Annotated in this window: 13 protein-coding genes; 11 read left to right on the top strand and 2 right to left on the bottom strand. The window is 54.1% G+C overall.

What is annotated here, in order from left to right; all coding sequences use genetic code 11:
* Nucleotides 1-37: 37 nt before the first annotated feature.
* Both ACO0LM_RS14770 and ACO0LM_RS14765 read left to right on the top strand, forming a co-directional pair.
* The gene (locus tag ACO0LM_RS14770; RefSeq protein ID WP_423038040.1) at nt 38-2182 is read left to right on the top strand and encodes a S9 family peptidase; all 2145 of its coding nucleotides are present in this window, start codon (nt 38-40) and stop codon (nt 2180-2182) included.
* A gap of 63 nt (nt 2183-2245) precedes the next feature.
* The gene (locus tag ACO0LM_RS14765; RefSeq protein WP_423038039.1) at nt 2246-2638 is read left to right on the top strand and encodes a VOC family protein; all 393 of its coding nucleotides are present in this window, start codon (nt 2246-2248) and stop codon (nt 2636-2638) included.
* A 144-nt stretch (nt 2639-2782) separates the two neighbouring features.
* Here ACO0LM_RS14765 and ACO0LM_RS14760 read toward each other — a convergent pair whose 3' ends face one another.
* Nucleotides 2783-3535 carry a substrate-binding periplasmic protein gene (locus tag ACO0LM_RS14760; RefSeq protein WP_423038038.1) on the bottom strand — a complete coding sequence of 251 codons (753 nt, stop codon included), beginning with the start codon at nt 3533-3535 and terminating at the stop codon, nt 2783-2785.
* 360 nt (nt 3536-3895) lie between these two features.
* On the opposite strand from ACO0LM_RS14760, the gene ACO0LM_RS14755 reads away from it, so the two are divergent.
* From ACO0LM_RS14755 to ACO0LM_RS14725, 7 genes are all read left to right on the top strand, one after another.
* The gene (locus tag ACO0LM_RS14755; protein ID WP_422988769.1) at nt 3896-4408 is read left to right on the top strand and encodes a DUF1269 domain-containing protein; all 513 of its coding nucleotides are present in this window, start codon (nt 3896-3898) and stop codon (nt 4406-4408) included.
* A gap of 161 nt (nt 4409-4569) precedes the next feature.
* Nucleotides 4570-5304 carry an ABC transporter ATP-binding protein gene (locus ACO0LM_RS14750; RefSeq protein ID WP_423038037.1) on the top strand — a complete coding sequence of 245 codons (735 nt, stop codon included), beginning with the start codon at nt 4570-4572 and terminating at the stop codon, nt 5302-5304.
* On the top strand, nt 5304-6857 hold the full coding sequence (locus tag ACO0LM_RS14745) for a putative ABC transporter permease subunit (protein ID WP_423038036.1): 1554 nt from the start codon (nt 5304-5306) through the stop codon (nt 6855-6857). Before ACO0LM_RS14750 ends, ACO0LM_RS14745 begins: the two co-directional genes overlap by 1 nt.
* Before the next feature lie 44 nt (nt 6858-6901).
* Complete coding sequence (locus ACO0LM_RS14740; protein WP_423038035.1) at nt 6902-8143, top strand: efflux RND transporter periplasmic adaptor subunit; 1242 nt, start codon at nt 6902-6904, stop codon at nt 8141-8143.
* Nucleotides 8143-8898 (top strand): ABC transporter ATP-binding protein, encoded by a 756-nt coding sequence (locus ACO0LM_RS14735; protein ID WP_423038034.1) that lies wholly within the window; start codon nt 8143-8145, stop codon nt 8896-8898. Before ACO0LM_RS14740 ends, ACO0LM_RS14735 begins: the two co-directional genes overlap by 1 nt.
* Nucleotides 8895-10118 (top strand): ABC transporter permease, encoded by a 1224-nt coding sequence (locus tag ACO0LM_RS14730; protein WP_423038033.1) that lies wholly within the window; start codon nt 8895-8897, stop codon nt 10116-10118. Before ACO0LM_RS14735 ends, ACO0LM_RS14730 begins: the two co-directional genes overlap by 4 nt.
* A 15-nt stretch (nt 10119-10133) precedes the next feature.
* A complete protein-coding gene (locus ACO0LM_RS14725; RefSeq protein ID WP_423038032.1) occupies nt 10134-10553 on the top strand; it encodes a YccF domain-containing protein in 420 nt (139 codons plus the stop codon).
* A gap of 68 nt (nt 10554-10621) precedes the next feature.
* Here ACO0LM_RS14725 and ACO0LM_RS14720 read toward each other — a convergent pair whose 3' ends face one another.
* Complete coding sequence (locus ACO0LM_RS14720) at nt 10622-11278, bottom strand: thiol:disulfide interchange protein DsbA/DsbL (RefSeq protein WP_423038031.1); 657 nt, start codon at nt 11276-11278, stop codon at nt 10622-10624.
* A gap of 353 nt (nt 11279-11631) precedes the next feature.
* Between ACO0LM_RS14720 and ACO0LM_RS14715 the strand changes: the two genes are divergently transcribed.
* Nucleotides 11632-12135, top strand: a complete 504-nt coding sequence (locus ACO0LM_RS14715; RefSeq protein ID WP_423038030.1) for a hypothetical protein — start codon at nt 11632-11634, stop codon at nt 12133-12135.
* 346 nt (nt 12136-12481) lie between these two features.
* On the top strand, nt 12482-13612 hold the full coding sequence (locus ACO0LM_RS14710) for an SMP-30/gluconolactonase/LRE family protein (RefSeq protein ID WP_423038029.1): 1131 nt from the start codon (nt 12482-12484) through the stop codon (nt 13610-13612).
* Nucleotides 13613-13616 lie beyond the last annotated feature (4 nt).

Below are 13616 nucleotides of genomic sequence, written 5' to 3'. Positions count from 1 at the left end.
TAGAATGTCCTATTCAGTCATCCTTACAGGAGTTGCTGTGTCCTTCAAAAAAATCTCTGTGCTCATGTCTGCCAGCGTACTTGGTCTTGCTACATCCGGGTCGGCGCAGGCTGCTGATCTGGCCCCTGCAGCAGCAGTTCCGCCCGTTGCCGCCAAAGTAGCGTGGCAGGAAACCCGTCATGGTGAAGTGGTGACCGATGACTACCGCTGGCTGCAGAAAAAAGAAAACCCGGACGTGATTTCCTATCTGAATGCAGAGAATGCCTATACCGAGGCCATGAGTACGGATATCAAGCCATTGGCGGAAAAACTGTATGGCGAAATCAAGGGCCGCATGAAGGAAGTCGATTTGTCCGTGCCCGTACGTCGCGGTAATTATTATTACTATTCGCGGACAGAGGCAGGCAAGCAATATCCCCTGTCTTGTCGCCGTCATGCCGATGCGGCCATGGCCTATGACGACAAGGCGGCTGAAGAAATCTTGCTGGACCAGAACGAGATGGCCAAGGGACTCAAGTTCTTTGCCGTTGGTGGCAGTCTGGTCAGTCCGGACGAGCAATTGCTGGCCTATGTGACAGACACCGTAGGCTATCGCCAATACCAGTTGCACATCAAGGATTTGAAAACCGGCCAGTTGCTGGCTGATACGGTGGAGCGTGTGACATCGCTGGCCTGGGCTGGCGACAACAAGACCCTGTTCTTTGTGCAGGAAGACCCGGTCACCAAACGGTCCGACCGCCTGTTCCGTATGGAGTTGGGCCAGGCACCGGTAGAAATCATGCGTGAAGCGGTGGAGCAGTTCTCACTGGCAGTGGGAACTACCCGTGATCGCCAATTCATTGTATTGACCAGCCATGCCACCGATACGGCAGAAGTCAGGTTGCTGCCAGCCGGTACACCGGGCGGCATATTCCATTCAGTGCTGGGGCGCGAAAAAGGCCATCGTTATAGCGTGGAACACCGCAACGGCGAGCTGTATATCACCACCAACAAGGATGCCAAGAATTTCCGCGTGGTGCGCGCGCCGCTGGCAACGCCGGACAGCAAGCACTGGCAGGAAGTGGTCAGGCATGATCCCGATGTGCTGGTGTCTGGTGCCGATGTCTTCAAGGATTTCTTGGTCGTCACTGAAAAGACCCAGGCCCTGAATCGTGCCCGCATCTATGATTTCAACAGCAGGCAATGGAAGACAGTCAAGTTTGATGACCCGGTGTATCTGGCAACAGGCGCTGGGACGCCGGAATTTTCTTCTACCCGCTTCCGCATGTCTTACCAGTCACCAGTGACCCCACCGACCGTGCTGGATGTCGATATGGCGACGGGGCAGCAGTATGTACTCAAGCAGCAGGAAATTGTCGGTGGTTACGATGCTGGCAAATATGAAAGCCGTCGCTTGTGGATGACAGCCAGGGATGGCGTCAAGGTGCCGCTGTGGGCCGTATATAAAAAAGGGGTGAAATTTGACGGCAGCGCGCCTTTGCTTTTGTATTCGTATGGCAGCTACGGTTATTCTACCGAGGCGACTTTTGCCATCAGCCGCCTAAGTCTGCTTGATCGTGGCGTCATCTATGTGCAGGCGCATATCCGTGGTGGCCGTGACATGGGTGAACACTGGCATGAAGATGGCATGCTGATGAAAAAGAAAAATACCTTTTATGATTTCATCGATAGCGCCGATTACCTGGTCAGGCAGAAATGGACCAGCCCGGACAGGCTCATCATCCAGGGTGGCAGTGCCGGTGGCTTGTTGATGGGGGCGGTGGTGAACATGCGTCCGGATTTGTTCCACGCCGTGCATGCCGCCGTGCCCTTTGTCGATGTGATGAACACCATGATGGATGCCAGCCTGCCTTTGACCACGGGTGAATACCTGGAATGGGGCAATCCGAATGAAAAGCCAGCGTATGACTATATGCGCAGCTATTCGCCCTATGACAATATCGCCCGCAAGGCTTACCCGGCTATGCTGGTGACCACCAGCCTGAACGATAGCCAGGTCATGTATTGGGAACCGGCCAAGTATGTCGCCAAGCTGCGTGACTACAAGACCGATAAAAATCCCCTGCTGCTGAAAATCAATATGGCAGCCGGCCATGGCGGTGCTTCTGGCCGTTATGATGCGATACGCGAAGGTGCTTTCAATTCAGCCTGGATGCTGTCGCAATGGGGTATTAAAGAGTAAAAACTGGATGTCCCCCGGGCTGCGTGTCGGGGGACTTTACAAAAAAAATCAGGAGTTGATTCCATGAACTTTGCTTACACCATTATCTATGTGCCCGATGTTGCCGCATCGCTGGCTTTCTTTGAAAAAGCCTTTGGTTTTGCCACCCGCTTTTTGCATGAATCCGGCATGTATGGCGAGTTGGACACTGGTGCCACGACACTGGCATTTGCCGCGCATGCCATGGGTGAAATGAATTATTCATGCGGTCATGTAGAGGCCCACAGCTCTGACCGGCCGCTGGGGATGGAAATCGCTTTTACCACGGCTGATGTGGCACAGGCCCATGCGCAGGCGATTGCTGCCGGTGCCAAAGAACTTGCTGCACCTGTGCAAAAGCCCTGGGGCCAGGTGGTGTCTTACCTGCGCTGCCCGGATGGCAGCCTGGTCGAACTGTGCACACCTATGGCGGGATGATGATGGGGGAATATCGCGGCCTGTTTTTGAGCAGGTGCAGGCGGTTCGCTGGCATGAAAAAATTCACAAACGAGCCCGTGTTACAGGCTCGTGTTATAGGTCTGTAGGTCTGTAGGTCTATAGATCTAAATCACAGACCCGCATTTATTCCCACGAAAAATACTTGTTTTTCAGCTTTATGACCGTCCCATCTTTTAGCAAGGTTTCATAGGCAGTTTTCCAGGCTTTTTCTTCTTGTTCATGCAAGCCCAGGGAACTGGCCAGATATAGCTCAGCAGAGCCAAGCGTGACGCCGGTATGGAAATCCTCCAGCCGAAATCCATATTCTTCTATCGCCGAGATCAGCATGGGGTAACCGGCATAGATAGCGTCTATGCCACCCAGCGACAACATTTTCAGTAAGTCCTGATAATTTTTTTCGTACTGGATATGCCGGAAATTTCTTGCCTGCAGATCTTTTTCCAGCGACGAACCGCGCAGGATGCCGATACGCATGCCACGCAATTGTTCGAGAGTGGCCTTTTCTATACTGATTTTCCCGGTGTGGTGGCCAAAAAAGCTGTAGTTGACTTTGCTCAGTGGCACCAGCCATTTGAAGCTGGTTTCGCGATCCGGGGTCCTGGCCAGCGGGAACAGGCCATAGGATTTGCCTTCCTTGCTCATCTTGACCACCCGTGACCAGGGATAAAACGTCAGAGCGGGCTGGCGACCTAGTTGGTTGGACATGGCGGTGATCAGCTCATAGGCATAACCCTGCGGGACATTTTGCTGCAGCCAGATGAACGGCGGGAATTCGGCAGTGACCCATCTGATGGGTTCAACCGCAGCTGACCGGGCCTGGCCAGTTGGACCGAACAGGCCAAGAAATACCGCGAACAGGCAGATGATTTTTTTCATTTCAGTTCGATGAAAGAGATGATCATGCTCAAAGGTCTTTATCGTATCCGCTAAAGCTAGCACGCATGCAGCCATGCCTGGTCAGAGTAGCCCCAGTATTGAGCCTGACGACAGGCAGGTCAAGTGAATTTTTTGCTAGTTTGACCAGCATCAGCGTGTACACAAATGTTTATCCATCCTGTCTGATTTGTCATTTGAATTTTGTCTGGAATTGACTATAAAGGAAGATAAGGCAGTTGCGCATCCTGTCGTTTTTCCTGGTATGGAATGACGATGCTTGCTGTCTTATCCCCTGACCAATTCCGGTCACCGTGTAGCTATCGCAACTGCCTCTTTGGATATTTACTCCAGGAGGTTGTCATGAGACGCAGACTGTACTTCATGTTACCTGACGTGGGCGGTGCCAGGGCTATGCTGGATGAACTGTTGCTGGCCCGTGTGGATGAGCGACATATGCATTTTTATGCCAGCGAAGGCATGCTGCCAGCCGATATGCCAGAGGCGAATTCTTTCCAGAAGACGGATTTGATACATGGCGCAGAAGTCGGCATGCTGATAGGTGGTATCGCGGGCTTGCTGGCGGGCGGCCTGTGGCTGATTTTTCCGCCCGAGGGGATGGAAATGCGCATCGTCGCGGTGGTGATTTCCGCCCTGGGTGGTGCGATGTTTGGTTCTTGGGCATCGGCCAAGGCGGCCACAGCCATTCCCAGCTCGCGCCTGAAGCCTTTCCTGGCTGAGATAGAAAATGGCCGCGTCTTGCTGATGGTGGACGTACCTTTCAAGCGGGTGGCAGAAATCAAGGAGCTGGTCAGCAAACGGCATCCTGAAATTCGCTTTGGCGGGGTTGATCCGCATGTGCCGGTTTTTAGCTGATTTCATGCGCTGATTCTGGGCTTGTTTTTTTTGCACAACATGCAGGCAATAACATGCCTGCGTGTTGTTTGTTTGTGGTTTGTGTGTGGTTTGTGTGTGCAGTACTTATTTTTGTTCATTTAGGAATACAATGGCTAAATTTTTAGACAACATTTCCCAAAATGACAGACATAGCCCTGGAGTTGCGCGACCTGAGCAAGAGCTTCGGTCGTCCCGCCGTAGAAAATCTGAACCTGCAGGTACGTCGCGGTGAACTGTATGCCTTGCTAGGCCCGAATGGTGCCGGCAAGACCACGACCCTGCGCATGGTGGCTGGCCTGATATTGCCCGACAGTGGCAGTATTCATATCCTTGGCAATGATCTGGCAAGCAATGCGGCACTGGCCAAGAGCAAGCTGGCCTATCTGCCAGATGATCCCATGTTGTACAACAAGCTCAAGCCCTTTGAATACCTGGCGTTTGTGGCTGGCCTGTGGGGCGTGTCGGCCGACGTCGCAGAAACCCGGGCGCGTGAATTGCTGGAATGGCTGGATCTGTTGCAGCATACCGACGAGCTGACCGAAGGTTTTTCGCGCGGTATGAAGCAAAAACTGGCACTGGCAGGTGCCCTGATTCATCAACCGGAACTGATCATACTGGACGAACCACTGACCGGACTGGATGCGGCAGCGGCGCGCCAGGTCAAGGATGTCTTGCTGGCGCACGTGAAACAGGGTGGCACCGTGATATTGACCACGCATATCCTGGATGTGGCTGAGCGGCTGGCCGAACGCATAGGCATCATCCAGAATGGCAAACTGATCGCCGAAGGCACGCTGGACGAATTGCGCACCCAGACCAGCCAGAGTGCCGGTACCCTAGAAGAAGTCTTCCTGCAATTGACGGAGCCGGCATAATGGCGCGCGGCTTGAATTTCCAGCCAGGCACTGTTGCCTGGCTGTTATGGCATGAAATCCGTCTGGCGTTTTATGACATGGGCGAAAGCCGCCCCGGTCGCGCCGCCGCCAGAGGCATGTCCGTGTTTGGTATATGCCTGATCGCCTTTGTGGCCGTGCTGGCACATGTCGGGGCCTGGTTTCTGCTGCGCAAAATGCCGCCGCTGGGCCAGGACATACCGCCGCAGATCCTGATCGCTGCCGGTTTATTGATGATAGTGATCTTCAGCATGATGCTGTCACTGGGCTTGACGCGCAGTGTCAGGGCCCTGTTTGAACGCGGTGACCTGGATTTATTGCTGTCGTCACCCTTATCGTCGCGGACCATCTTCGGCGTCAGGCTGGCAGGTGTGACTTTTGGGGTGGTGGTCTGGTTTCTGGTATTGCTGGCACCGGTGGCCAACATGGGCGCGGTGCTCGGTCAGTGGGCCTGGCTGGGGATTTACCCGAGCATACTGGGCATGGCCATGATTACCGCTTCGCTGTCGATGTTGCTGACCCTGGGACTGGTGAAAACCATAGGCGTGCGCCATACCCGTACCGTCGGGCAAATATTGGGTGCGCTCACAGGTGCTTCCATCTTCATTTTGTCGCAACTATTGGGCCATGTGCGTAAAGAAGTACGTCAGGATGTAGAGGCTTACCTGACCCCTCTGTTTCAGCCCGGTGGCCTGCTGGATGCGCAAAGCCCGTTATGGACACCGGCGCGTGCCATGCTGGGTTCGCTACCCGCTATCCTGGTATTCAGCCTGATCGGTCTGGTCAGTTTTTGGCTGACTGCCCGGTTTACTCATCAATTCTTTGTGCGCGGCGTGCAGCAATCGGTGGGTAACCAGCGCAAGTTGCTGCGCGCCGGGGCTGGCAGCAAGGCAGGGCAGGCCGGTTTTGGACGCAGCCTGCGCATGACCATCATCCAGAAAGAATGGCGTCTGATCGCTCGTGATCCGCAACTGATTTCCCAGGTATTGCTGCAATTGTTGTATATCACACCGCTGTTTTTAGTTATTTTCCAGGGTAAGTCGATTTTGCCAGGCGCGGCGGCCGGCATGGTTTTCCTGGCGGCTTCGCTGGCCGGTTCATTGATCTGGGTGATCGTTTCGGCAGAAGATGCGCCAGACCTGCTGCGCGCAGCGCCGGTCAAACCACTGACTATTGTCAGCAGCAAGTTGATTGCGGCACTGTTGCCGGTCATGCTCTTGATGTCACCTGCCCTGGTCTGGCTCAGCGCGCAACAGCTGTTGCTGGGGCTGGGGGTGACGCTGTGTGTGGTGCTGGCCATGCTCAGTTCTGTCCTGATCAATCTGTGGCAATCCAAACCTGCGCCACGGGCCCAGTTTAACCGGCGTGGCCACGCACAGTGGATAGCTGCCTTGCTGGAAGCCCTGAGTTCTTTCGGCTGGGCCGGTTGCGTGTATGTCGGCATGCAATTCTCCTACAGGTTGTGGGTGCCGCTTTGTGCCGTGTTGCTGGCACCACTGCTGGCCTGGTTTTTCCGAATTGAACGAAATCTTTGATAGCTGGTCTATTGCTTACCTGATAACCTGGGATTGATTTTACTATGCCTGTCTTCACAAAAAAACGCGTTTTTGTGGCTATTGCTTTGTTGGTCGTAGGTGGTGCTGTCGCCATGTATTACCAAAAGGAAAAAGGCAATCCCAAGGAAGAAGAACCCAAATACAAGACTGCCGTCGTCGATAAAGGCAATATCAGCCAGACTGTGACCGCCAGCGGCACGCTCAATCCGGTGGCGCTGATCAGTGTCGGTTCCCAGGTATCGGGTACGGTGGTGGAATTGAAGGCAGATTTTAATGACAGAGTGAAGCAGGGCCAAATACTGTTGAAACTTGACCCCACTATTTTCAATGCCCAGATCAAGCAGAGTGAAGCCAGCCTGGCATCTGCCGAAGCATCAAAACGCCTGGCCCAGGCCACGCTGGAACGCAACCAGAAGCTGGTCACGCAAAACTATATCTCGGGCACCGCCATGGACCAGGCCAGGCGCGAAGTCGAAGTGGCGGATGCCAATATCAAACTGGCCAGGGCGCAACTCGACAGGGTCAAGGCTGACCTGAACAACAGCGTCATTCGCTCACCCATCGATGGCGTTATCATCAAGCGCACTATCGACATGGGGCAAACCGTGGCGGCCTCGTTCCAGACGCCGAACCTGTTCCAGATTGCGCGTGACCTGACCAAGATGCAGATTGATACCAGCGTGTCGGAAGCGGATGTCGGCTCACTGAAAGATGGCTTGCCAGCGCGGTTTGTGGTCGATGCGTATCCCGATCGCGAATTTGAAGCCAAGCTGCGCCAATTTCGCCTGGCGGCGAATGTGCAACAAAACGTGGTGACATATAACGTCGTGCTGGATGTCGACAACAAGAATGAATTGCTGAAACCTGGCATGACCGCGCAAGTGCGCCTGGTCGTCGGCAGCCGCGAAAATGTCATACGCATTCCGACCGCCGCCCTGCGTTATAAACCATCCGAGGAAGAGCAGGCGAAGGAAGCCAAGGCGCTCAAGGATAAAGAAAAGAATGGCAGTGCTGCAGCCACCGCCTCGGCATCTGCCGGTAGCAATCTGCCTGCACCTGATGTCGACGATGACGTGGCTTTCCGTACCAGGAAAGACCTGACCCGCACTTTCAAGTTGTATAAACTGGATGATAAAAACCAGGCCAGGACGGTTGATGTCAAAATCGGTTTATCCAACTTCAAGTATACCGAAGTCATTTCCGGCGATTTGAAACCCGGTGATAAAGTCATTACCCGTGCACTGGACAAGGCCGGAGCACGCTGATGAGCGATACCCTGATAGCCATACGCCAGGTCAGCAAGAGTTATTTCTCTGGTGGGGTAGAGACCAAGGTCTTGCATGGTATTGACGTACAGGTACCGCGTGGCGATTTTCTGGCTGTCATGGGGCAGTCCGGTTCCGGCAAATCGACGCTGATGAATATTCTCGGTTGCCTGGACCAGGCCACCAGCGGCTCTTATCTGCTGAATGGTGTCAACACCCTGAGTCTCTCGCGTTCTGAACTTGCCACCATACGCAATCGCACTATCGGTTTTGTGTTCCAGAGCTTTAACCTGATCAAGCGCATGAGCGTGGCCGAAAATGTCGCCCTGCCTTTGATTTATGCCGGTGTCGGACGCGACAAGGCACACAAGAAGGCACTGGTTGAACTGGAAAGAGTGGGCCTGAAGGACTATGCCAAACGCTTGCCGAATCAATTGTCCGGCGGGCAGCAACAGCGTGTGGCGATTGCCCGCGCCCTGGTGGCTGATCCACCACTGATACTGGCAGATGAACCCACCGGTAACCTGGATACCCAGACCAGTGAAGACATCATGCGCTCGTTGCAACAATTGAATGCCGAACGCGGCATCACCATCCTGCTTGTCACGCATGAACCGGATATTGCTGCCTACAGCAAGCGCCTGGTAAGGCTCAAGGATGGCCATGTTTTGTATGATGGTCCGGCGGCAGAAGGCTTGCGCCAGCTGGCTGCTTCACATGCGGAATATTCAGAAGCACAGGGGGAGGCAAAATGAACTTCCTTCAGGTTTTTATAGAAGCATTCCGTTCCATGAATGCCAACAGGCTGCGCACGGCGCTGACCATGCTGGGCATTATCATCGGCATTACTTCGGTAGTGATGATGCTGGCCGTCGGTGAAAGCGCCAAGAAATTCATCGCCAAGGAACTGGAAGTGCTGGGCAGTAATTTGATGATCATCTCGCCCGGTGCCAACCGTACCCAGGGGGTGCGGGCGCGGACTGGTACAGCACCTTCCTTGTCAGTAGAAGATGCGCTGGCGCTGAATGAATTGAGCAGCTTGAATGGCGCTGCACCTGCCTTGCAGGGTTTTTTCCAACTGACCGTGGGGAATGACAATTCGAATAATGCCGTGCTTGGTGTGACGCCAGAAATGTTCAAGGTGCGCAACTGGAAAGTGGATCAGGGCAATGAGTTCAGTGATTCCGACATCCGTGGTGCAGCGCGCATGGTCATCATAGGCAAGAAACTGGCGGACCAGTTTTTTTACAAAGACAATCCCATCGGCCAGTTTGTGCGTATAGACAATGTACCCTTCCAGGTGGTTGGCGTGTTGCAGGGCGAAGGTCGTATGTTTGATGGCGGGGACCTGGGTGAGATGGTGCTGATCCCGATTACCTCGGCCCGGGCCACGCTTATGCGCAGCCCTTTCCCGCGTAACGTACATTACGTGGTGGTGCAGGGCAAGACTGAAAAACAGTTGAAGGATGCCGAGGACGATATCAAGGACATGCTGCGCGACCGCCACCATATCAAGGCCGGCCAGGAAGATGATTTTCGTATCGATAACCTGGCCTCCATCGCAGAGACCGGGGCCAAGATCAGTGCCGGCCTGGCTGCCATGCTGGGTGCCATCGGTGCTATCTCACTCATTGTGGGTGGCATAGGCATCATGAATATCATGCTGGTATCGGTGACTGAGCGCACCCGCGAGATAGGCATACGCATGGCGATCGGGGCCAAGCCACGCGACGTGTTGTTGCAGTTTCTGACCGAAGCCGTGGTGATCTGCCTGGTCGGCGGTATCATAGGCATCATGCTGGCCATGGCGGGAGCGGCGGCGATTACTTCTACCGGCAAACTGGAAGTCATCGTTGGCCTGCAAGCCATGGTGGTGGCCTGCGGCTTCGCCAGCTTTGTGGGTATCTTCTTTGGCTTTTATCCGGCCCGCCGCGCCTCGCGTTTATTGCCGGTGGATTGTTTGCGGTATGAATAAACCGAAGGGCAAGTGATGAGTCTGATTGGAAATATTCTTTGGTTGGTATTTGGCGGCTTCATCACCGGACTTGCCTGGTGGCTGGTGGGCATCGTCGCCTTTATCAGCATCATAGGCATACCCTGGGGCCGGGCCTGCTTCGTCATCGGGCAACTGACTTTTATGCCGTTTGGTAAGGAAGTGGTCGATCGTCAAGCTGTCACGGGCCAGCAAGATGTAGGCACCGGTGTGCTGGGGACTATCGGCAATATCATCTGGTTCATTTTCGCCGGTGTCTGGCTGGCGATAGCACACCTGTTTTCGGCTTTATTCTGTTTTGTGACCATTATCGGTATTCCATTCGGCATCCAGCATTTGAAACTGGCTGCGATTGCACTGGCGCCGATAGGTAAAACCGTGATTGACAAGGAACAAGCGGCCAGGCTGCATCGTTGATCGCTGCTGACTCGTTGGCGGAAGACAGGGTGGTCACCATCTTGATGGCGACCCGCTGCTTCAGTGATCTACTTCTTTGATTTTGCTATCAAGGCCTCAAGCACCTGCATGGTGGCCGGATACAACTGCTCACGCGGCAGATTGCTGTTAGCCCCGGCTATCATGGACGGGTTGGTCAGGTAACGGCCATCCACGACAAAGGTCGGTGTACTGTCCACTTTATACGTGGCGACCAGCTTCGACAGGTTGCTCAATTTGGTGACGACAGCGAAGGAGTTATAGAAACTCAGGAACTTGGCTTTGTCGATGCCATTCTTGACGGCCCAGTCAATATTTTCTGCGTCATTGGTCAGGCGACTGCGATCGACATGCCAGGCAATCAGTACTTTGGCATGCATGGCAGTTTCCAGATTCATCGCTTCCAGCGTCAAAAACAGATGCGCTTCAGGATCTTTTTCACCGGTCAGCGGCAAATGCATGCGGCGGAACAGGATATTGTCGCCCTGTTTCTTGACCCATTCATTCAGGCTGGGTTCCAGTGCATTACAGGCCGGGCAGTGATACATGAAAAATTCGATGACTTCGATTTTCTTCCCGCTGGACAGCACCGGCTGGGGGGCCGACAGGGTAATGAATTCTGCGCCATTCTTGGGCGCGACAGGCGTGGCCTGGGCCGTGCAGGCGATGAAACCGAGAGTAATAAGCAAAATGCGTAAGAGTCGCATGGATTTCCTTTAACATGAAGCGAAACGAGCCCTTGAGCTTACCAGTATTTGCATGATTTGGCATGTGCCTTGCAAATAAGGCAGCGAGGGCAGCCTGACTGTCCTCAATTTGCCGCTGATTCGTCAAACATCTTTAAAAATCCCCGGATTTCTCAGCAAAGCCTTGCACCCTGAATTGATTCGTAGAAAAATGAAATGAGGGTGATGCAAAAACTGAAAAAGCTGCAAAACCTACAAAAGCTGGCTGGTTCCAGTGTGTTCAGACGGTTGTCCAACGCCCCCGGATATTGCGTGTGTCCTGTTTTGCAAGTATCGAACCTGCATCAACTTTCCCAGACTGTGGAGCACCCGCAATGATAAGCGTGCCTATCGTGATTGATTTTGAAGCATCCGGCTTCGGTAAAGGCAGCTACCCTATTGAAGTCGGCTTTTCGCGCCGTCAAGGCGAAGGCTGGTGCAGCCTGATACGTCCAGAATCGGACTGGCAGCATTGGGACGTGCATGCCGCAGTCGTACACCGCATCTCGCGCGAAATGCTCCTCGCAAGAGGCAGGTCGCCCAGTCTGGTGACAGAACAATTGAATCTGCAACTGGCTGGACAAACTGTGTATACCGATGGCTGGACCCATGATTATATTTGGATGGCGCGCCTGTATGACGCTGCTGACCGGGTACCGAGTTTTCGTCTGGCGGATTTGCGTGAAATCATCTCGCCTGAGCAGGAAGGCCTGTGGCATGCCACCAAAAATCAGGTGCAGGAAGAATTGGATATTTCCCGCCATCGCGCCAGCAATGATGCCCGCGTTTTGCAAATGACCTGGTTGCGTACTTACGACGCCACACGCTGCCTGAACTGAAACACGCGCTGGTCGATAGCGCTTTGTTTTACTTCAGTATTTCCTGCTTTTCTCACGCAGCGCGTTGGCATTTGCAAAAAATAAATGTTAGATGATTATCCAGACAGTGCAAAATACGTGTTGTGTTCATGTTGCCCTGACCCTGTCCTTAGAACCTGTTTACGATCTGTAGCGAGCGAGCGTCAGCGGGGTGAAGAGCCGCGCAGAAAGCGGAATGTACTCTAAGTACATGAGCATTTTGAGCAGCGCATGAGCCCCGCGTGGACTCCGATTGCGCGCGCGCAGTAAGATCGTACACAGGTTCTTACCTGAGCAAAGGCGGTCCTGCATCTATGAGGAGACGAAGTTGAAGAAATGGATAATCCGTATCATCCTGATCCTGTTGGCCTTGCTGGCAGCGGTAGTGGCGTATTTGCTGCTGGCCCCGGTCCCCATCAACCCGGTTGCCTGGCAGGCCACGCCATTTACCGGTTATTCGCCACCGCATGCGCGCAATGAAAAACTGGCCGCGCTGAAGACCATCGCTATCGGCAATGAAACCGGGCCAGAACATATTGCCATGGGGCCGGATGGGCGTCTGTATGCCGCTGTCACTTCCGGCGCCATTTTACGCATGTTGCCAGATGGTAGCCAGCGCGAAGTCTGGGTGAATACCGATGGCCGGGTTCTGGGGTTCATGTTTGATGCGGCGGGCAATATGATTGCCGCAGATGCCTTCCGTGGCCTGTTGTCGATTGCGCCGGACCGGCAAATAGTGGTGCTGACCGACAAGGTAGGCGATAGCCCGATTTTATATGCGGATGCTGTGGTGGTCGCCAAGTCCGGCAAGATGTATTTTACCGATGCCTCGCAACGGTTTGGCGCACGCGAATCTGGCGGTACCTTTCATGCCAGCGTGCTCGACATCCTTGAACATTCATCCACCGGGCGGGTGCTGGAATATGATCCCGCCAGCAAACAGACACGCGTAGTGGCAGAAGGGATGTGCTTTGCCAATGGCCTGGCGCTGAGCGAAGACGAACAGCAACTCATCGTTGCCGAAACCGGTGAATACCGTATCTGGAAAATCTCCATCCATGCCAGCCAGTTGAACCTGAAACACAAACCCGATAAAAAGCTGGCCAGCATACTGTTGCGTGATTTGCCCGGTTATCCCGATAATCTGATGCGCGGACGTGATGGCCGTATCTGGCTGGGGCTGGTCAAGCCGCGTGGTGCGGCGATAGACAGCATGGCTGAAAAGCCCTGGCTGCGCAGCCTTACCCTGCGCTTGCCGCGCGCTTTGTGGCCGGTACCGCCAGCCTATGGCCACGTGCTGGCTTTCAATGAAGGAGGAAAGATATTGGCGGATTTGCAAGACCCATCTGGCCAGTATCCGGAAACCACAGGTGTTACCGAAACCGCTGACCGCCTCTACATACAAAGCCTGCATGCACATGGCATAGGCTGGTTGCCAAATCACCTGGTCAAGCAATGAATGG

It is taken from the genome of Undibacterium sp. Di26W (assembly GCF_049340265.1).
Taxonomy (GTDB): domain Bacteria; phylum Pseudomonadota; class Gammaproteobacteria; order Burkholderiales; family Burkholderiaceae_D; genus Undibacterium.
Note: the sequence above shows the minus strand (reverse complement) of the source record. Positions and strands in the feature narration are given on the sequence as shown.

Coding starts and splice junctions, on each gene's coding strand:
- ACO0LM_RS14730 (WP_423038033.1), top strand. CDS start 8,895: ATGAACTTCCTTCAGGTTTTTATAGAAGCATTCCGTTCCATGAATGCC.
- ACO0LM_RS14715 (WP_423038030.1), top strand. CDS start 11,632: ATGATAAGCGTGCCTATCGTGATTGATTTTGAAGCATCCGGCTTCGGT.
- ACO0LM_RS14760 (WP_423038038.1), bottom strand. CDS start 3,535: ATGAAAAAAATCATCTGCCTGTTCGCGGTATTTCTTGGCCTGTTCGGT.
- ACO0LM_RS14720 (WP_423038031.1), bottom strand. CDS start 11,278: ATGCGACTCTTACGCATTTTGCTTATTACTCTCGGTTTCATCGCCTGC.
- ACO0LM_RS14740 (WP_423038035.1), top strand. CDS start 6,902: ATGCCTGTCTTCACAAAAAAACGCGTTTTTGTGGCTATTGCTTTGTTG.
- ACO0LM_RS14725 (WP_423038032.1), top strand. CDS start 10,134: ATGAGTCTGATTGGAAATATTCTTTGGTTGGTATTTGGCGGCTTCATC.
- ACO0LM_RS14765 (WP_423038039.1), top strand. CDS start 2,246: ATGAACTTTGCTTACACCATTATCTATGTGCCCGATGTTGCCGCATCG.
- ACO0LM_RS14750 (WP_423038037.1), top strand. CDS start 4,570: ATGACAGACATAGCCCTGGAGTTGCGCGACCTGAGCAAGAGCTTCGGT.
- ACO0LM_RS14745 (WP_423038036.1), top strand. CDS start 5,304: ATGGCGCGCGGCTTGAATTTCCAGCCAGGCACTGTTGCCTGGCTGTTA.
- ACO0LM_RS14735 (WP_423038034.1), top strand. CDS start 8,143: ATGAGCGATACCCTGATAGCCATACGCCAGGTCAGCAAGAGTTATTTC.
- ACO0LM_RS14755 (WP_422988769.1), top strand. CDS start 3,896: ATGAGACGCAGACTGTACTTCATGTTACCTGACGTGGGCGGTGCCAGG.